Raw genomic sequence first — 19,805 nt, forward strand, 5'->3', positions numbered from 1 at the left:
TAATAAGTAAATTTCTATCAATCATTACCTTTGAGGGCATATATTACAGGATGTTTAATCATAGGTTTTAAAGGCAAATAACAAGCAGTAAACGACATTATAGAGATCAAACCTAAAGTAACTAAAAATACAGGTATAATCTGCAAAGTTAAATAGAGGCTTATAAAATCAGAAAAAACAATCGCCAACAATGAAAAAGCAATCATACTCACGACAATCCCTATGCAGATTGTTTTTATATTTTCTTGTAAAACTAACTTGAATAGATCTTTACCTTTAGCACCTATCGCCATACGCGTTCCTAACTCAAATCGTCTCATTTGAATGCAATAACTTAAAATGCCATATAAACCAATACTCGCAATAAATATTGTAATAAAAGCCAAAAATATAGCAATACTCGCTGTTAAAGTATGCTCAAAAGTGGCAACTTTTATACTTTTTGACATATGCTCAAACTTACTTAAAGCAAATTGCTTATCTACCTCAAAAAGTGTTTTGATCATTTGTTCCCGGCTAAGCTCTTGGTTCTTTTTTAGCTTAACCATCATAAAAGTAGCTGTACCAAAGTTGGTAATATAAAATCTTGCAGGGGGGTTACGCTGAGTTGGTAACGCTAAATTAGCAACAATGCCTATTACAGTATGCGGCTTATCATCGAATAATAATTTTCGACCTAAAACAGCATTGCCATCCGCAGACAATATTGAAGCAAAAGCTTGGTTAACAATAAGAACTTGTGTCTGTTGTTTTACATCCAACTCTGTAAAACCATCTCCTTGTAAAATCTCTTGTTGCAGCACATTAAAATAGTGATGATCTACATTTCTAAAAAGTGAATAATATTTATGGTTGCTTTTCACATCTGTCAGAGGGTATTGAAGCGTATCATCTAAAGGAGTTCTAGAAAAACTAACGTCTTCTATTTGTGGTAATAATAATAGCTTTTGCTCTAATTCTCTTACCTTAGGGGCATAACGACTCCAGCCTTGCCAATCTAGTGTTGCAATAGCAAACTCAATACTCATGAGTTGCGCGCTATTAAAACCTAAAGGTTGCTTTAATTGTCTAATAGCATCTTGTAGTAACAGGCCACTGCTAAATACGAGTAACATAGCAATACTAATTTGACTGCAAATCAACCATACTCTAGATTTTATCGCTACTTGAGTAGCTGTGCCCTTCCCACTAGTTTGCAATGACGCGTTTAAAGAAAAATAATCGATTGTTTTAACGCTTAATTGTGTAAATATACAGGCTAAAATAAAAGACACAACAACACCTGATACAAAGGTAATATAGCTGAGTTGAAGTTCGTTAACACGGGCTAAATTTTCAGAAAAATAATATTGCATTATGCCCAGTCCTAGCTTTGCAATAAACAAAGCAAAAATCATAGATGCAATCATTAATAATAGAGCTTCACTAAAAACTAAGGCTTTTAATTGTGATTTTTTTGCCCCTAGAGATGCACTAATTGCTAAGTTTTTTCGCTGTGAAGCTATTCTCGCTAAAAATAAATTAGCCACATTTGTTGCTGTTATAAGTAATAAACCTAAAACACCTGCAACTAATACATAAACAGTATTAATACTCCCTGCAGATAGCTCTGTTTTAATTGCAACTAAGTGGAAATTTACATTCCAATTTTTATAAAACCCCTCTATATCAGAGTGTTTTATAAACGCTTCATTAGCTTCAGGCGCTAAAAGTAAAGCAGCTTGTTGTGATGTCATATCTTGATGTAGTTTACCTACCAGAACAATTTGATTATCAATAAAGTTCCATACCTCCTTAAAATCAGAGTTATTATATTTCCAGGGCAACCAAACTTGCGTATCGCGCCCTGTTTTATATAGTTGAGGTTCTATAAAATTTTCAGCTGTAATACCAATAATCGGATGGCTAATACCATTAATGACAATATGTTGGCTTAAAATATCTTTGCGCCCGCTGAAATAAGATTGCCAATTTTTATAACTTATAATCGCTCCGGGTACATAACTCTCAGCTTCATCAAGCCTCAAAGGGTAGTCGCCCAAGGCCATAGGGATCGCTAAGAGTTCAAACCAATTATTTGTTATATAAGTAGTTGAAAACTTAGGTTGCATTGCTTCAGATACAATAACTTCTTCGGTATAAAAAAGCATCGCCATATCACTCATAATTTTATTGGCTTGCTGAGATTTATAAAGCAACTCTGCTGCTGGGTATATAAAACTCTCAGTCTGCAAAACGGAATTTGCATTAAACCTTTGATAATTAATTTTCATTAACCGATCTGAATCAGGATAGGCTAAAGGCTTAAACATCATTAAATAAGCAAGTGTGAGCACAGCTAATAGTGCCCCCATGGTAACCCCTATTGAACTTACAATACTAATCACAAAATAAGGGACTTTTCTTAAACTTAAATATGCGTGTTTAAACAAATACAAAGGGTGCCACATCATTAATGCCCCGCTCTTAACGCATGTATTACAGAGCGGTTAATGAGATTTCGCAATGGTAAATAACATGCTATCAAAGTAATGAGTACTATTAAGCTAAAGGTAAGGATCACAGTAGGTAATAACTGCCAATTAACATAGCGTTCTAATTGGTTATTAAAACTAATAACAAGCCCTAACATTATCAAAATACTAAAAACTAACCCTATTAATACAGATTGACTATTATCCTTAATAATCATCAAAATTAATGTTTTACGCTTTGCTCCTATGGCCAGACGAGTACCAATTTCAAAACGGCGGATTTGAGTGCTATAACTCATAACACCATAAAGACCCAAACTCGCTAACAAGAAGGTCAAACTTGCTAAAACAGCTGTCGTAATTGCCGTTGCCTTTTGAGTAAACAGTCCTGCATCTTGGGTTTGACTTAAAGATTCATACTTTTCAATCACCATAGATTTATGACTTTGTTGAATAACCTCAACTAACTGTTCTCGTGATAACGCTTGATTTGATTTAAATTTGATTAACAAACTACGTTGTGACAAGTCACTTGGTCCATAAACACGAAATGGTTGATCGATTTGATTTGGCTGTTTAATATTTTTAACCACACCTTTTATCGAATAAACCTGATCATTACCTGGATTAACATTTATACCAACTGCGCTCGCATTAGGTGATAAATGATTTGCCAATGCTTCGTTAATAATCCAAACATTATTCCCATCTTTAATATCTGCTGTAGAAAAATTTTCACCATCAATTAAAGGCTGCCCTAATAATTCAAAATAATCATCGGCAATACTTTTTATAAATATGGTATAGCGCTCTTTACGCACCAGATCATTAATTGGCCATTGCCAAAAACGACTCAAAGGAGAGCTGGAATGACTGATCATTTCGACTTCTGGACGTGAAATTATTTGAGCTTTTATGTCAGTCATAATAGGTGAAAATGCATCATATTCAGGCCAATTCATACCTGAATAAACTAAGTTTAAATAAGATAAGTTATGAGTTTCAAAACCTGCATCTTCATTTAGCGAATCAAGTGCATGTTTAAACAAATTAGCATTAACAAAAATTAAAGTTGCGGCTATCGCGACTTGCGTGATCACTAATACTTGACGTGTTTTTTTAGGAACCTGTGCACTATTTCCTTTACCACTTGATTGTAAAGTCAAATTCAACGTTTTATATTTAATTGTTTTTGCGCTTACTTTGGCAAAAAAATAAGCTAAGCTCATTACAATTATAATTGCAGATAAAAAAGAAAAACGGTTCAGCCTGAGCTCAGCTACGCGGGGCAATACATCGCTTAAATAATGCTGCAGAATATAAAAACCACAAACAGCAATCACTAAAGCAATACAAATTGATAACAACATTAAAATACCAGATTCAACTAGCAAAGCATTAAATAACTGTTTGCTATTAGCCCCCATTGCAGCCCGAATTGCCAAACTATGCTGTTGTTGTGCAATACGTGATATAAATAAGTTAGCGATATTTGCACTGGCAATTATGACTAAACCAAAAACTCCCGCTAATAAGAAATAAATAACTTGATGGCTGCCCCCTAACACTAAGCTATTAAAACTATGTAGTTTCATTTGCAAAGTCCAGTCATTTAAAAAAGTAACGCCACCTACATTATCTCGCCAAATTTGATTCTCAGCAGGCGTAATTTCTTGCTCTATTTGTTTAATTGATTGCTGCGAATTTAATTTACCTACAAACGCAGCAAGTGGAATAATATTTCCCCAACTCTCTTTTGCACTTGTATCTAAGTTATAATCCCAAGGTAGCCAGACCTGAGTTTTTAGGCCTCTTTGTTCAATTTCAGGTTCAATAAAAGTATCAGATATAACGCCTACAATTGAAAAACTCACGCCACTAAACGCTATTTTTTGAGATAAAATATCTTCATCACCATTAAATTCATTTTGCCAAGTATCAAAACTAATAACGGCAACTGGGTTATGCGAATCGAGTTGTTCTGTTTGTTCAAATTGACGACCCCTCGCCATAGGTATATCTAATAATGAAAACCATTTTGGCGTCACATAACCCATTTTTAAACTTGGCTGCTTAGGCAAACTCGTTAATATATTGTCATCGTAATGAATAAGTGCCGCTTCACTAAAATGGGTTTGATTTTTATAAAAGTGAATTAGTCCCGGATAAGTAAACAAATTATTATCTACTTGGCCATTTTGCATTATTTGACTTTGCACTACCCTATACAGTTTTTCCTGTTCTGGATAAGGCAAAGGTTTCATTAACATGACATAAGCAAGTGTCAGAACACATAATAGTGCGCCTAACGTAAAACCCATAGTCGTAACAACACTTACTATAAATCCCGGCGTTTTTGTAAGGCTTTGCCAAGCTTGTTTAATTAAGTACATAATATAATTCATAAAACGTTCTTTTCCTTGAATTTACAAAATACGTCATTATGGCTGTGATAACTCAGTCACTACCTTTAAGCGCATAAATTGCTGGGCGGTTAATAATCGTCCTTAATGGCCAATAACATGCAAATAATGAAATGAACCCAATTAAAAATAATGTAATCGCTAAAATAGACAGTAATTGAGCATTTATGTAGGTTATTAATACATCTGATAAACCAACAAATATAAAGAGTAAAATAATGAAACTGGTTATAAAACCCCAAAGAATAGCTGGGGCGTTATCTTTAATAATCATCTTTATTAAATCATTGCGTTGAGCACCTATTGCCAATCGAGTTCCAATTTCGAATTGTCGCATTTGCGTGCTGTAACTTAGAATACCGTATAAGCCTATCGCAGCTAAAAATATTGTTAAAATAGCCAAACTCGCACTTGTTATTGCTGTGGTATATTCGGTAAATAACATTTTTTCTTTGCTTTTATTTAAACTTGAATAACCAAATAAAGTCAGCTGACTACTTGCCTCTTTAATGAGTGCCACTACTTGAGTACGAGACAAGTCTTGTCCAGGTTTAAATTTCAACATCATCATATTTTTAGCATATGACGTTACATAATAAGCCCTTGCCCTGATATTTGACTGACCTGGCAACTGAACACCTTTCACAACACCTATTACTTGCATATCCCCATTAAACATCATACCTAATGCACTTCCATTTGGTGCTAATTGTTTAGCAAAAATATCATTAACTATCATTACAGGGTTATTATTTTGTACATCACCTTGATTAAAAAAATCGCCTTCAATTAATGGCTGTTCTATCATCTTGAAATATTCATGATCTATATATTTGCCACCTGGGGTATAACGTTTATCTGTTACATTTTGCATCAGAGCCCAAGTACCAAAGCGCATCAATGGAGAAGTTGATTGACTAACCGCTTCTATTTCAGGTTGGCTTAAAAGCAGTTTTCGTAATTCCAGCAAAGCTGCAGCTCGACTATCTTGTTCACCTTTTTTGGCAGGTGATACACCCAACACTAAGTGCGACATGTTTTCTATATTAAAGCCACTGGGCTGATTTATTGTTTTTATCGAATCCTTAAATAAAATAATATTTACAAAAACCAAAGCTGTAACAATCGCGACCTGAGTTATGACAAGCGTTTTACGAGTTTGCTTTGATACCTGAATGCCAGTCCCTTTACCACTTGATTGTAAAGCTAAGTTAAGCGCATGATAGTTAATCATTTTGCTACTTAAATAAGCAAAAAACAAAGCAAATAAAACCACACATCCAATCGCAGAACATAAAGTAAAAACATTAATAGCCAACTCATCTACCCGAGGAAGTTGTTCAGATAAAAAATTCTGTAAAATATAAAAACCCAAATTTGCAAGTACTAAGGCACAAATCACAGATAAGAGCATTAATAAGCCTGTCTGCGATAAAATAGTGTAAAATAATTTTTTTTGCGTAGCACCTACACTGGCATGTATTGCCAACTCTCTTTGTTGCTCTGCAGTTCGAGAAATGAATAAATTAGCAATATTAGAACAAGCTATAAGGACTAACCCGATCACACCAGCCAATAATAAATAAATCGTATTTTCACTATCACCTAAAATAACCGATTTAAAATCATGAACTTTAATACCAATAGACCAATCTTTAAAAAATTTACGGCCTGATACCTGTTTTTGCCAATTATCATTAATTAAGCTAGTGAGCGATTGGTTTATTTGTTTAACTGTTTTATTAACCCCTAACTTGCCTATAAAAGTGAGGTTACCATCATCATTGCCCCATTCTTTTCTATTTTGTTCACTTATACTATTATAATCCCAAGGTAAATAAACTTGAGTTTTTAAACCTTTCGCTAATAATTGCGGCTCAATAAATGACTTTTCAATGACTCCCACAATACGATAACTAATACCAATAAATTCTACTTTTTTGTTTAAAATATTAGGGTCTAAATTAAATTCTTTTTGCCAAGTATCATAACTTAATACAGCAACTGGATTAAAAGTATTCATTAACTCAGTGACTTCGAAGCTACGACCTATAACCATTTTTGCATTTAGTAATTCAAACCATTTTGGTGTAACAAAAGTCGTTGATAAAGTTGGTTGGTTATTTTTTGACGTTAGTACTCTTGCATCATAATAAAGTAAAGCAGCATCACTAAATACAGTTTGATTTTGATATAAATGCATTAAATTTGGATAAGTAAAAGCACGCCCATCTATCCTAGATTCAGCATCAATTAGATTATGCTCTATGGTATAGAGCTTACTTTGTTCCGGGTAAGGTAAAGGTTTAAAAATTAAAATATAGGCTAAAGTTAATATACATAATAAAGCCCCTAGTGTTGTACCCATAGTAATTAATACACTGGCAACAAAACTAGGTTTTTGCTTTAAACTAAACCATGCTTGTTTTTGTTGATAAATAAATTGACTCATACTGCTGCCTTTACCCTTTCAACGATATCTGGTGTCGTTAAAATTGCACCATCAAGTAACTTCAGCTGAGTGCGTGCCATATCCGCATAGCGTGGATCATGTGTTACCATACAGATCGTTGTGCCATTTTCATTCAATTTTTCAAGTACATCCATAACTTGATCACCACTTTTAGAATCTAAGTTTCCTGTAGGCTCATCCACCAATAAAATTGCAGGATTTGCTACTAATGCACGTGCTATTGCAATACGTTGTTGCTGACCACCAGATAACTGATTTGGTTTATGACTTACACGATGAGACATAGCAACTAACGCTAAACATTCATTTACACGTGTTTTAATCGCTTGCTCTGACATTTTTTCTTTACTGTAACGCAGTGGTAAAGCCACATTATCAAAGACGGACAATTCATCAATTAAGTTAAACGACTGAAATATAAAACCTATTTTACTATTTCTGATTTCTGCAGCTTCATCTAGTGATAAATCTGTAACATTAACACCTTCAATGTAAAATTCACCATCAGATGGCATATCTAATAAACCTAATATTGATAATAAGGTTGATTTACCACAACCTGAAGGACCTGAAATAGACACATAATCCCCTGCGTTGATTTCTAAATCGATACTTCTTAGAGCATGAGTTTCTAATTCTTCCGTTTCAAAAATTTTAGAAATATTCGTCATTTTTATTTTTGTATTCGTGTTTACTGTTGCTTGGCTCATGTTTCTATTCCTTTTGTAATTAATAACAGGCTAGCCTTTAATTTCATCACTTCGTTAGCCTAAATAATTTGATTCTAATAATTTATGGTTAATGTCTCTGAGCTATTTTTTAAATTAGATAAGTCAGAAATAATAAATTCATCATTTGGTTTTGCACCTGAAGAAATTTCAATAAAGCGGCCTGCTTGGCGACCGAGTTTTAAATGTTTTAACTGTGCATTTTGACCATTTTCAGCAAGATGGTATAAGCTAACTTGTGTGCTGGCTTTTGCATTGGCAGGGCGCTTAATATAAGTCACTTTCTTTAATGTTTCAGCGATTACAATACCATCTACATTTAACTGCGGCCTTGCACTTGCTGGTAGGTTTTGAGGTAAATAAACCTCTATGTTAACTGTGTTATTTTCAACAATCGGGTCTATTCGTGCGACTGTCCCCTCTATTTTGTCTCGACGTGTATCTATGATCACACGTTGACCTATTTCTATTTGTTGCGCTTGGCTTTGTGGTATACGAATTAATGCTATTAAATCAGTAACACTGCCAATTAATGCTATTTCTTGCCCTGAAGCTAAACTTTGGCCCAGTTCCACAGATAAACGTTGTAATACACCATCAAATCCTGCTTTTACAGTAAGTCGATCTAATCGTGCTTGTGCAATATTAAGCTGCCCTTGCTGTTGTTTAATGCGCTCTTGCTGAATGTTTACTGCCTCTTTATGCACTAAAACAAGCTGTTCCATTCGTTGTTTTAGAATTGTAATACGTTTTCCTAGCTGCTTTTCATTTAGCACAGTTTGTTGAAAAGTAAGTTGAGTGACGATACCTTTTTTAACTAATTGCTCTTGTGCAATACGCTTTAAGGTTGCAGTTTCAAAGCTTGCTGTTATTTGTGCCAAAGTGGCACTTTCATTTAAAGTTTCACGTTGATTATTTAATTTAAGCTGACGGAGATTAGCCATTTTTTGTGCTAGTTCTTGCTGAGCATTATCAACAAGCTGTGCAAGTTCCGGATTTTCAAGCCTAACAATAATACTATCGGCTCTAACACTCGCGCCTGGTTTTAATACTATTTCTTTTACAGTAGCTCGAGTTAATGTTGTGATCAGCTGTTGTTTATCTGACTTTAAGATACCATATCCTTCAATACTCACCTCTAAGTCACCTTGCAGTACTTTCTCCACTAAAATATCATTTCTTGAAACTGAAACTGAACCAACAGATTGGTTAGCCCAAAAAATTAAAAAAACGAAACAGGTAAATGCAGCGAGTCCAATTTGATATTTAGAATTTAATAACAAGTTTCTTTTTTGTTGTTTTTTTACAATATCCATTTATTTCTAGCTCTAGAAAACATCTTCATATCTAGATATAACAAGGATTGTGCCAAAATTAATTTAATTAAATAACAACAACTTAAATTTAAAGCATTAAACATGTGATGAGTTCCAGTCCGATACCGGACTGGTTAAGTTCAATATCGAAATGAAAAAATTAGAATTATTTTATTGGTAAGTTTATGGAAACTGTAACACCTGCATCTGTATTATTGATCAATTCAATACTCCCTTCATGCTGTTCTATGATATTTCTACAAAAACTCAAGCCTATCCCCTGCCCTTTTTGCTTAGTGGTAAACAAGGGCACAAATAAGTTGTCAAAGTTGGCAAAACCATGGCCATTATCTATCACCTGAATAAGATGTAGCCCCTTAATTTCATTAATTGTCATTGCTATTTTATCTGCGCCCGCTTCATTAGCATTTTTTATAAGGTTGATCAGAACTTGTTCTAAAAATGCTTGGTCAGCCCAGAGCCACTCAACAGAAGCTGATACTTGTAATTCAAGTCCAGAAAATAACCCTTTTAAACGCTCAATAAATTGATTTACTCTGAGTTGCTGGCAATTTAAATTTAATTTTTGAGAAAGAAAAGAATAGCGACTAATAAAATCTTGTAAATGATGGCACCGTTCAGATATAACAGCTAAAGCTTTTTGATCTCGCTCTGACTCACTACGTATTACTAAGCTTTCAGCAAGAGAAGAAACCGGCGTGAGTGAGTTGCGAATCTCATGACCCATAACGCGAATAATTTGCTGCCAGGCATTTTGCTGGCTTAAACGCAATGCAGACTCAATATTAGTAAATACAAGTAATAAATTTGATTCGGCGTTATCTATAAATTCACTTTGGCTGATTTGCCATTGCTGATTATTATGATGCTTATCAGCATCAAGTTGCCAATTATTATCCTTCTTTGTTAATCCGAGCAATTTTAATGATGCATGTCGATACATTTGCCAAGGTTGCTCATATAACAAGGTAAATGCACCATTAGCATAAGCTAATTGATTTTTTTGATTAAAAACTAAAATGGGGGTATTTAGTTGATCTATCAATTGATAAACCAAAAAAGCATGTTGGTCATAACGAGACTTTTGAGTAAGTAACTGTTCACTTAAGGTTTTTAATTCTTGATGAAACTCCCCAACCTTCCCCTTTTCAAACTCAGGTTTTGCATATTGATTGTAGTCTTCCAAGCGAACAGCTTCTATTTGCAGTAAACCTCTTTCAAAAGCTGCCATAATACGATGCATGAATCTATAACAACAAAACCCCAATATAATTAAAAACATGCCAGAAGCTATTATTACATCCCACCCCCCCCAATGATGCTCAATTAGAATATAGCTAAACAAGCCAACAATCAGGAATAATAAAATGCAAAACCTTCGAAAAATATAACTCTCTAAGGACTTACTTTTTAGGAAATTCATGCTCATACTTTTCCAAGCGACGATATAAAGATGATTTTGTTAAACCTAATAATTTTGCAGCTTGTGGCACACTTGAATTTGTAATACCGAGCGCTTGTTTAATGAGTTTTATTTCAGCTTTTTCTAAAGTCATCAAAGGTAGCGCTTGCTCTGATTTATTTGATGATAAAGGAAGTTCATTTACAGTTAATTTTTGTGCACCTTTATCGACTAAAGGGTCTACAATAAATAATAATACCGCTCGCTCCATTAAATGACTCAATTCTCGTATATTACCAGGCCATCGATATTCCAATAATGCTTGTTTCGCACAATCGCTTAATTTAGGTTCTGCTTTATGATATTTCGTAGCATAATGATGAATAAAATACTCAGCTAAAGGCACAATATCATCAAGCCTTTCATTTAATGAAGGCACTCTAAACTCTAAGGTATTTAAACGATAAAACAGATCTTCCCGAAAACGTTCCTCTGAGATTAGTTTTTCAAAATTACCATTTGAGGCACTAATAATACGGATATTTGTTTGTTCTGTTTGACTTGAACCTAACACCTCATATTCACCAGATTCTACAACTCTTAGTAGCTTAGCTTGCTGAGACATAGGAATATTGGCAATTTCATCTAAAAATAGCGTGCCTTGCTTAGCCAATTCAAAACGTCCTATTCGGCTAGATTTAGCATCGGTAAAAGCACCCTTTTTATGACCAAACATTTCACTTTCAAATAATGATTCTGAAATAGCCCCCATATTGACGCCAATAAAAGGCCCTGATTGTCTTGAAGATAAATCATGGATTTGTCTCGCTAGTTGACTTTTACCTGTACCATTATCTCCAGTCAATAAAATAGCAACATCTGTTGTAGCGACGCTTTGGATTTGCATCATCAATTGCTGCATGCAAGCAGATCGCCATACATATTCATCTTGCTTTATTGGCTCTAATCTTTGCTGTAACTTTTGATTTTGTACTTTTAAACCAGCCATAGAAAGCTGGTGTTCGATGATTTGTAATAACCTTTGGTTTTTCCATGGCTTTTCTATAAAGTCACCAGCACCTAACTGCATGGCCTTTACAGCTAAAGCAACATTTGACCAAGCAGTCATAGCAACCGCAGGAATATTTAAGTCTGACTTTTTAATCCAAGCTAAAAGCTCTAGCCCTTCTTCACCCGAAGTTGTATCAAGTGAATAATTCATATCAAGCAAAATCATATCTATTTTATTATTTTTTATAAGATCTTTTGCCTGATAAGGACTATCGGCTTCTAATACCATATAGTCATTATCTTCTAAAACAAAACTAGCACTAAGGCGAATATCGGGGCGATCATCAACAACTAAAATACATGCTTTACTCATTTATAAACCTAATTACTTGACTAAAAATAAACATTGAATTTTAAGCTAACTTTATCATTAGTCATTAGAATAATCAGAATTAGTTTATATTTATACGGATGACAAAAGCTATTTTTCTTGCAATAAAACAGCGTCATTCATACTAACAGGTGGCGCTAAATAATAGCCTTGAATAATACTCGCGGGTGCAATTTTTTGAGCTTGTACAACTTGTTGATAGGATTCAACACCAGAGAACACAATACGTGTACCCAAGTTTTGTGAAAGGGGTTTAATTAAAATTTGATTATTTGGACTCAGGTTTATTGCGTTACTTGAACTACCCAAAGCACTAAATTTCACCTCATCAATTAACAAAGGCAAACCTTTAAGTGATTTTAAATCTCCCCTATATCCATCAATAGCTAGCTGAAAACCATGAGTTTTAAATTTACATAACAACTCAATTGCTTTTACTGAAGATGAGAAGTAAGCCTCATTTGAAAATTCCAGAGTAAATTTATATGCGTCCATGCAGGAGTTTTTTACAAAATCAAACATAAGATCAAACAAACTATATTTTTCAATATTATAAAGTGATAAATTAATTGATAAGCGATAGTCTTTAAATGCAGGTAAAAGTTCAGCTAAACGTTTAAAAAATACATTGCTAAAAACTTCCATCATTGAAAAGTTTTCTATTGCCTTAATCACAGTCAAGGTATCAAGCCTTATGCCCTTGTGTTGAAATCGAACTAAACACTCAAAACCCCATAAAGTATCCGTTTTAGCAATATATTGTGGTTGAAACTCTATCGACAAAGCATCTCTACGATTTAAAAGTGCGAAAATAAATTTCTGATCAACTAACTGTTGTGTGTATTGATTTTTATTAACACTAAATATGTCATTAAAATCATGCAAAGTAACAGGTTTCTTTAATGTAGCAAGTAAATTACAAGGTACAAAATTAGGTGCATTCTCACCATCATTTAACATTAAAACTAATTGCCCTTTAAAACCTATTCCTAACAGCCAACTTGCTAAATCAACATCTTCAAAATCTGATAAAGACAAAATAAATAAGTTAAATGCATGATTTGGTTCTGCTAATTTTGACTGCGCTTCCTTTATAGTTTCACACACCTCTACCTGGCCGGCCCATAAATATTGCACACACTTATCAGTTGTTATGCGATTTATAGCATCACTATCAAGTAAAATAACACCCGTTATTTGAGATTTTAACTCCATTTAATCAAACCTTAAATCAATGACAATAGCTCCTTTATGGATAGCATAGATTCACTAATTTTCCAGCTTGAATACTCAAAACAAAAATGTTTCTCTCTAATAAATACCTCTACAATTAAATCACTTTGAGATATAAGCTTTCTATTTGGTTTTCCGAAAAAACGCGAATGCCATTTTCTTCTAAAAGTTTAGCTGTTAGCCCTAAACCAGATACTTTTACACCTTGATGTGAACCATCGTATATTTCATTTCGTCCACACGAAGGGCTCCCTTCTTTTAATAAAGCAAATTTAATTTGGTTTTTTGTACAGATAGATAAAGCTTTCTTTGCGCCTAATTCAAACTCTTTTGTTACATCATCACCTGAAACAGTTAATACTGAGCCATCGGATACAATTTCAGCAGCATCTCTTGGAATAGGTAACCCACCAGCAACCTCAGGACAAAAAGAAATAATACGCCCTTGTTGTTGCCACAGGGTCAACAATTTATGTAACAAAGGCTTGCTTGAACCATCATAGCGAACAGGCTCTCCCAGTAAGCAACTAGATACTAAAATTTTATTCATTTAATCTCCTTGTTATTTAAAACAAAAAACCCCGCTAACGGCGGGGCTTTAATTTATCCCAATTAAAAACAGAGATAACACTACAGAGTCAATTTCCAGCTTATTTTGCCGCTAAATAACGAATAAGTTCATTCATAGTTTCAGCTGAACTAACCCCTGACTTATTACCTAAAAGTAATTTATATTTACCATTAACGATAAAAGTAGGCACACTATTTAAACCCCCTTTATTTTTAAAATAATCTTGATCTTTCTTCATTTTTGAAGCCATAGTACGAACAGAAAAACTTTTATAGAACTTGTCGAATTTTGCCGCATCAACACCTTCAGCTACAAAAATGTCTTTCACATCAGCCACACTATTAAATTTATTACGCTTCCCATGATAATGATTAAATAACGCAGCAATAATTTTATCTTTTTGAGGTAAAGCTCCTGCTGTAGCTAATGCTTGAGACAACATCTGCTGATTTTCTGCTGTGCGCCCGCCCATAAAGTCTACATGGCTTTTTTTAAATTTAATATTTTTGCCTAACATAGGCTTTAAGTCAGCAAGCAAACTTTCGAAATTATTACATGCAGGACAATAAAAAGAAAAAAACTCTTTTACTTCGGGTTTACTAGTTGCACGTTCAGAAACAACTTCATAGTGCACTCCTTCCTTATATTGCACTGGAGCAGCCGCGACTGTTAATGGCATTAATAATGCAATTAATGCTGCCTTTATAATTGTTTTCATTTTAACTCCAAAATTTAAAAATTATTTTTTTAATAAAAAAGTAATTAGATCATCAAGCTCTTGTTGGCTTTTTAACTTATTAACATTAACTTTATATTTTCCGTTTACTATAAAAGTAGGAACTCCCGTTAAAGCTCCCATTTTTGAATATTTGTTTTGTGCATCTACCATTTCCTTCTCACCGAGTATGACTGGCATGCTAGATAATAAAGCATCAAAATCTTTTGTACTTACACCATTTTCAGCTAATAAATTACTCACATCTTTCATATTTGAAAAAGTAGCGCGCTGGCGATGAATATAGTTAAAAATAGCATCAGAAACTTGATGTTCTTTTGCTTGTTGTTTAGCAATTAAATACGCATACGACAAATTACTTTGCAATGCAGCTGACTTACCGCCTAAAAAATTCACATGGCTTTTAATAAAAGGCACTCCTTTTGGTAAGTTTTTTTCAATGCCTTTAGCAACCGGTTCCATTTTAAAGCAATGCCCACAAAAAAATGAAAAGAACTCCATGACTTCTGGCTTCGCACTTTTATCTGTATTTAATTCTGTATACTGCTCACCATTTTGAAATTGTGATGCAAAAGCCATTACTGGCATACACATAATGAATAAACCGAGTTTTAATTTTTTTATCATTGTATTCTCTTTAATCAAAATATTTAAAAATTTGGTAATAAACTTAACGGGGGCTCATCTAAGGCCGACAATTGTTCTTTGAGTGCCAATATTTGTTGCTCCCAGTATTTGTCTTCAGCAAACCACGAAAAGTTCCGCGGAAAAGCAGGGTCTTGCCAACGCTTTGCTAACCACCCCATATAATGGATCATACGCATTGCTCTCAATGGTTCGATCAAAATTAACTCATTATGATCAAAATCACAAAATTCTTCATAAGCACCGACCATAGTATCTAACTGTAGGATTTGCTCTTGCCTGTCGCCACTTAACATCATCCATAAATCTTGTATTGCAGGTCCCATACGACTGTCATCTAAATCAACAAACATTAAACCTTGCTGTGTCCACAGAATATTGCCTGCATGGCAGTCTCCATGCAAGCGAATTGTATTAATTGTATTGTAACTATTTTTAACCCGCTCAATAACTTGATCTAAAATTGTCATAAAAGCAGTTTCTAGAGAACGAGAAATCAAACCGCTTTGAATTAAATGTTGCTTTGCATCTATCAGGTATTCCTGAATGTTTATTTCCCGTCTATGTTGAAAAGGTTTTGCTTTTGCCGTCTGATGTAACCGACCGATAAATCGCCCTAAAACTTCCAGTTGCTCTAGATTATCAACTTCAAAAATTCGTCCGCCAACACTTGGAAATAAAGTAAACAAATAACCTTTATATTCAAATAAACTTTTACCATCTTTAATAATAGGTGCAACAGCAGGTACTTCAGCATTTGCTAATTCAAATGTAAACTCATGCTCTTCTTCAATTTCATATCGATCCCACCTTTGTGGCCGATAAAATTTAACCACATATCGCAAACCATCTTCAGCTTTAAATTGATAAACTCGATTTTCATAGCTATTTAATGGCAGTAAACCTGATTCAGGGTATATGCCTATGCTTTCAATCGCATCTAAAATAAAGTCAGGCGTAAGGTCAGTAAAACTAAATTGATTCATTGATTCACTTTTTATTAAAAAATAAAAGCCATTAAATTTGTTTTAATGGCTTTTTTTAATGTTTATTTTAAGATAATGCCATTAAATGGCTCTAATAGAAATGCACAGATATTCTGTTTCGTAGAAACCTACCTTCCCTTAAAGAAATTACTCTTTTGTGAAAGTCTCGTATCTGGTGTATCGATATCAAAAATAACAAAATTAAATTCTGTTACCGGTTTTTTCAAATCATATGGATCGATAGCAATAGATAACGGCAAGCTATATGATTCACCCGCTTTAATATTTATTTCTTTTTTACCTAGGTAATCAAAATTAGATAAACCTGTTACTTCAATTTTATAGTGCTTATTTATCTGAGATTTATTTAAAATTTTAAGTGTAAAAGTATTCTCAACCAAACCTTCAGTACTCATTCGGTATAATTGATTACGATCTCGAATAATATCCAAGTCCATAGGTATACGTGTAAATATATCTACAGCTAAAATTGTTGTCATAATTATAAGTGCGATTGAATACCCTATTAATTTAGGTCTAATAGCTTTTGTTTTATTGTCTGTTTTTAAATTACGCTCTGTTGTATAAGAGATAAGTTTTTTGGGATAATTCATTCGAACCATTACTTCATCGCAGGCATCAACACAAGCTCCGCAATTAATACATTCATACTGTAGACCATTTCGAATATCGATCCCTGTAGGACAAACCTGTACGCACAGGTTACAGTCAATACAATCACCTAAACCCAATTCTTTTGGGTCTTGCTTTCGCGTTCTCGGACCTCTGCTCTCACCACGCTTAGCATCATAACTAACTGTAAAAGTGTCCTGATCAAACATTGCCGACTGAAAACGAGAGTACGGACAAATATGCAAACACATAATTTCTCTCATCCAACCCGCATTTCCATATGTACAAAGAGTAAAAATCAAGATACTCCAATTGGCGTAATAGTCAGCTTCAAAAATGAAAAAATCAATAAATAATTGACGTATTGGCGTGAAGTAACCAACAAATGTCATAGCTGTCAGTAAAGAAACAATGACCCACCCTGTGTGTTTTGCCGTTTTTCGCCAAAATTTGTCAAAATTCATTTCTCTTTGATCGAGTTTTTTTCTTTGGTTTGCCGTACCTTCAAACTTTTCTTCAAACCAAATAAAAATAAAGGTCCAAACTGTTTGAGGACACATAAACCCACACCAGACTCGACCATAAAATGTTGTTACCAAAAATAAGCCAAAAGCGGATATCATCAAAATCCAAGCAAGGATAGTTAAATCTTGTGGCCAAAGTGTTACACCAAAAATATTATATTTTTGGTTCATCAAATCAAAAAGCACAGCTTGTTGACCGTTAAAGTTTAGCCATGGTAATAACATAAATGCCAGCATAGCAATAAAACCTAAACGCTGTCTGAGTACCTGAAAAACTCCTTTTACCGCGCGTACATAAATTCTATTTCTTGGATTAAATCGATCAAATTTATCAGGATCAGGTTTATGTATTTTCACATCCACTGGGATATTTTTGACTTTGATTTGTTTTTCCATTGAAGTTCCTCAACACCAGCTGGATTAAATGAAAGTATATACCCAGCACCTTAAAAATGCTGAATTCAGAATTTGAGTCATTTAGGTATATTACTTGCTATTTGACTGTGCATTTTATTACACTAATAACCTTAATGTTGTGAAATAAATCAATTATCTGATTATTTTTAAAAAAAGTTATATTTTTATGAAAAATTTTTTTCTGTTCATCATTTTAGTACTGGCTTTTCTATCTATAGATCATCCAACCGTAAAAGAACCTAGACTGGCACTTTTTAATACGATAAGTGGAATGTTAAGTGGTTCAACCCAAATAGAAAAAAATAGTACTGCTAAACAAACAAAAAAAATGATAGAAAATAAGTTAGAATTAACCTCCTCACAAATAAATTATCTCACGATACAAACAAAAACTAATGCAAAGTTAAAAGCCTTTCACAAAAGGTTTTGCGAACAAAATGATTTAAACTTATATTTTCAAGGTAATGATTTACGTCAAGTTTGCCAAATTACGGCTAAGCAAGTTAAAAAAATTACAATTTAGTCTGAGGTTTCATGGATTTTTCCAATTTAAATAAACAAACATCAAAATCTTTTAATCAACAAAAAAACCTGATTAAGCAATTGATGAAAGGTAAGTTAATGGACTGCCCTAAATGCAAACAAGCCATAAAACTTTACCTACCTGAAGACAAAGTAAAACCAGGTGCTCGTTGCGCCAAAGGATGTACAGATATTGACTTGGAATTTTCATAATAAGATATCGTATCTCAAATACATAAATGTATGTTTCTATATTTTCAGGAGCATTTACTTCATTTTGAGAACTATTTTAACTACACGATATATCTCATAACAAAAAGCTATACCCTCCATAGCTGCCTGTTCAACCATTGAAAGCTATGACTTAAATCCAACTTACAGCCTGCTTATATCTTTTTGATATATAAAACCTGTTTTTATTATTTTTTTATTCAATGATCCGGATTTATCCTGCTTACTGTAATGTATTTTTGGTTTAAGGAATTTTAATGTTGAATAAAACATCAAGCATATTCGGTGAAGTATTCATGGTAGGCGCAGGACCTGGTGATCCTGACTTATTAACCATAAAAGCATTAAGATCAATGCAGCAAGCTGATGTTGTTGTTTATGACTATTTAGTATCTAAAGAAATAATGTCATTAATCCCCAAAACCGTTGAATTAATTTGTGTTGGAAAGCGCTTAGGCAACCATAGCGTTCCCCAAAGTGAAACCAATCAGATTTTAGTTAATTTAGCTAAATCAGGAAAAAATGTTTGTCGATTAAAAGGGGGTGACCCTTTTATTTATGGTAGAGGTGGTGAAGAAGCCCAATTACTCGCTAAAAATAACATTAAATTTCAAATAGTCCCTGGCATTACTGCTGCCGCAGGGTGCGCTGCTTATGCAGGTATTCCTTTGACACATAGAGATCACTCTCAAGCTATTGTTTTTGTTACTGGACATTGCCAAAAAGATGGTAAAGATTTGAACTGGCCTTCACTTGCTAAAAAAAACCAAACTTTAGCCGTGTATATGGGCGTGATAAAATCACCTTATATTCAAGCAAAATTAATTGAATTTGGCCGAGAAAAAACAACACCTATTGCCATTGTTGAAAATGGTACTCGACAGAACCAACGGGTGATCACAGGCACTTTATCTGAACTTGCAACTTTAATTGAAAAAGAAGCAGTGCAATCACCTGCATTATTAATTATTGGTGAAGTGGCCCAATTACACGAGCAATTAGATTGGTTTAACAATACCAACATTACTCAATCGAATAACGCACTTTTAGTCGCTTAAGACTGAAGTT

The 19,805-nt window shown here is 33.8% G+C and carries 15 protein-coding genes and 1 pseudogene; 3 read left to right on the plus strand and 13 right to left on the minus strand.

Annotation, left to right across the window (positions count from 1 at the left end):
* Window positions 1-17: 17 nt before the first annotated feature.
* The 13 genes from BM088_RS20280 to ccoG form a co-directional block, all read right to left on the minus strand.
* The gene (locus BM088_RS20280) at window positions 18-2,453 is read right to left on the minus strand and encodes an ABC transporter permease (RefSeq protein WP_091989045.1); all 2,436 of its coding nucleotides are present in this window, start codon (window positions 2,451-2,453) and stop codon (window positions 18-20) included.
* Complete coding sequence (locus tag BM088_RS20285; protein WP_091989048.1) at window positions 2,453-4,879, minus strand: ABC transporter permease; 2,427 nt, start codon at window positions 4,877-4,879, stop codon at window positions 2,453-2,455. Before BM088_RS20285 ends, BM088_RS20280 begins: the two co-directional genes overlap by 1 nt.
* A 52-nt stretch (window positions 4,880-4,931) precedes the next feature.
* Entirely contained in the window at window positions 4,932-7,349 is a 2,418-nt protein-coding gene (locus BM088_RS20290) for an ABC transporter permease (protein WP_091989051.1), read from the minus strand.
* A complete protein-coding gene (locus tag BM088_RS20295; RefSeq protein ID WP_091989054.1) occupies window positions 7,346-8,080 on the minus strand; it encodes an ABC transporter ATP-binding protein in 735 nt (244 codons plus the stop codon). The genes BM088_RS20290 and BM088_RS20295 overlap by 4 nt, the downstream gene beginning before the upstream one ends.
* A gap of 74 nt (window positions 8,081-8,154) precedes the next feature.
* Window positions 8,155-9,414 (minus strand): efflux RND transporter periplasmic adaptor subunit, encoded by a 1,260-nt coding sequence (locus tag BM088_RS20300; protein ID WP_091989057.1) that lies wholly within the window; start codon window positions 9,412-9,414, stop codon window positions 8,155-8,157.
* A gap of 166 nt (window positions 9,415-9,580) precedes the next feature.
* The gene (locus BM088_RS20305) at window positions 9,581-10,666 is read right to left on the minus strand and encodes a sensor histidine kinase (RefSeq protein WP_245763878.1); all 1,086 of its coding nucleotides are present in this window, start codon (window positions 10,664-10,666) and stop codon (window positions 9,581-9,583) included.
* A 172-nt stretch (window positions 10,667-10,838) separates the two neighbouring features.
* A complete protein-coding gene (locus BM088_RS20310; RefSeq protein ID WP_091989063.1) occupies window positions 10,839-12,221 on the minus strand; it encodes a sigma-54-dependent transcriptional regulator in 1,383 nt (460 codons plus the stop codon).
* A gap of 108 nt (window positions 12,222-12,329) precedes the next feature.
* Entirely contained in the window at window positions 12,330-13,454 is a 1,125-nt protein-coding gene (locus tag BM088_RS20315; protein ID WP_091989066.1) for an EAL domain-containing protein, read from the minus strand.
* Window positions 13,455-13,569: 115 nt separating this feature from the next.
* Entirely contained in the window at window positions 13,570-14,022 is a 453-nt protein-coding gene (locus BM088_RS20320) for a 2-thiouracil desulfurase family protein (protein ID WP_091989069.1), read from the minus strand.
* Window positions 14,023-14,122: 100 nt separating this feature from the next.
* Window positions 14,123-14,761, minus strand: coding sequence for a thiol:disulfide interchange protein DsbA/DsbL (locus tag BM088_RS20325; RefSeq protein ID WP_091989072.1), 639 nt, complete (start codon window positions 14,759-14,761; stop codon window positions 14,123-14,125).
* 21 nt (window positions 14,762-14,782) lie between these two features.
* Window positions 14,783-15,406, minus strand: coding sequence for a thiol:disulfide interchange protein DsbA/DsbL (locus BM088_RS20330; RefSeq protein ID WP_091989075.1), 624 nt, complete (start codon window positions 15,404-15,406; stop codon window positions 14,783-14,785).
* Between the two features lie 23 nt (window positions 15,407-15,429).
* On the minus strand, window positions 15,430-16,410 hold the full coding sequence (locus BM088_RS20335) for a serine/threonine protein kinase (RefSeq protein ID WP_091989077.1): 981 nt from the start codon (window positions 16,408-16,410) through the stop codon (window positions 15,430-15,432).
* Between the two features lie 128 nt (window positions 16,411-16,538).
* Window positions 16,539-17,963, minus strand: coding sequence for a cytochrome c oxidase accessory protein CcoG (gene ccoG, locus BM088_RS20340; RefSeq protein ID WP_091989080.1), 1,425 nt, complete (start codon window positions 17,961-17,963; stop codon window positions 16,539-16,541).
* Between the two features lie 187 nt (window positions 17,964-18,150).
* Between ccoG and BM088_RS20345 the strand changes: the two genes are divergently transcribed.
* From BM088_RS20345 to cobA, 3 genes and pseudogenes are all read left to right on the plus strand, one after another.
* Window positions 18,151-18,507 carry a hypothetical protein gene (locus tag BM088_RS20345; RefSeq protein WP_091989083.1) on the plus strand — a complete coding sequence of 119 codons (357 nt, stop codon included), beginning with the start codon at window positions 18,151-18,153 and terminating at the stop codon, window positions 18,505-18,507.
* Between the two features lie 11 nt (window positions 18,508-18,518).
* The gene (locus BM088_RS20350; RefSeq protein ID WP_091989086.1) at window positions 18,519-18,719 is read left to right on the plus strand and encodes a hypothetical protein; all 201 of its coding nucleotides are present in this window, start codon (window positions 18,519-18,521) and stop codon (window positions 18,717-18,719) included.
* A gap of 275 nt (window positions 18,720-18,994) precedes the next feature.
* Window positions 18,995-19,795: pseudogene (cobA, locus tag BM088_RS20355) on the plus strand (uroporphyrinogen-III C-methyltransferase); the annotation flags it as partial.
* Window positions 19,796-19,805 lie beyond the last annotated feature (10 nt).

Origin of the sequence: Pseudoalteromonas denitrificans DSM 6059 (genome assembly GCF_900112265.1) — a bacterium.
In the GTDB taxonomy this organism is placed as follows: domain Bacteria; phylum Pseudomonadota; class Gammaproteobacteria; order Enterobacterales; family Alteromonadaceae; genus Pseudoalteromonas; species Pseudoalteromonas denitrificans.

Bases quoted from the DNA above. Each gene is read 5' to 3' on its own strand.
- BM088_RS20280 (WP_091989045.1), bottom strand. From the start codon at position 2,453: ATGATGTGGCACCCTTTGTATTTGTTTAAACACGCATATTTAAGTTTA.
- BM088_RS20305 (WP_245763878.1), bottom strand. From the start codon at position 10,666: ATGGCAGCTTTTGAAAGAGGTTTACTGCAAATAGAAGCTGTTCGCTTG.
- BM088_RS20315 (WP_091989066.1), bottom strand. From the start codon at position 13,454: ATGGAGTTAAAATCTCAAATAACGGGTGTTATTTTACTTGATAGTGAT.
- ccoG (WP_091989080.1), bottom strand. From the start codon at position 17,963: ATGGAAAAACAAATCAAAGTCAAAAATATCCCAGTGGATGTGAAAATA.
- BM088_RS20350 (WP_091989086.1), top strand. From the start codon at position 18,519: ATGGATTTTTCCAATTTAAATAAACAAACATCAAAATCTTTTAATCAA.
- BM088_RS20325 (WP_091989072.1), bottom strand. From the start codon at position 14,761: ATGAAAACAATTATAAAGGCAGCATTAATTGCATTATTAATGCCATTA.
- BM088_RS20310 (WP_091989063.1), bottom strand. From the start codon at position 12,221: ATGAGTAAAGCATGTATTTTAGTTGTTGATGATCGCCCCGATATTCGC.
- BM088_RS20335 (WP_091989077.1), bottom strand. From the start codon at position 16,410: ATGAATCAATTTAGTTTTACTGACCTTACGCCTGACTTTATTTTAGAT.
- BM088_RS20345 (WP_091989083.1), top strand. From the start codon at position 18,151: ATGAAAAATTTTTTTCTGTTCATCATTTTAGTACTGGCTTTTCTATCT.
- BM088_RS20330 (WP_091989075.1), bottom strand. From the start codon at position 15,406: ATGATAAAAAAATTAAAACTCGGTTTATTCATTATGTGTATGCCAGTA.
- BM088_RS20320 (WP_091989069.1), bottom strand. From the start codon at position 14,022: ATGAATAAAATTTTAGTATCTAGTTGCTTACTGGGAGAGCCTGTTCGC.
- BM088_RS20290 (WP_091989051.1), bottom strand. From the start codon at position 7,349: ATGAGTCAATTTATTTATCAACAAAAACAAGCATGGTTTAGTTTAAAG.
- BM088_RS20285 (WP_091989048.1), bottom strand. From the start codon at position 4,879: ATGAATTATATTATGTACTTAATTAAACAAGCTTGGCAAAGCCTTACA.
- BM088_RS20295 (WP_091989054.1), bottom strand. From the start codon at position 8,080: ATGAGCCAAGCAACAGTAAACACGAATACAAAAATAAAAATGACGAAT.
- BM088_RS20300 (WP_091989057.1), bottom strand. From the start codon at position 9,414: ATGGATATTGTAAAAAAACAACAAAAAAGAAACTTGTTATTAAATTCT.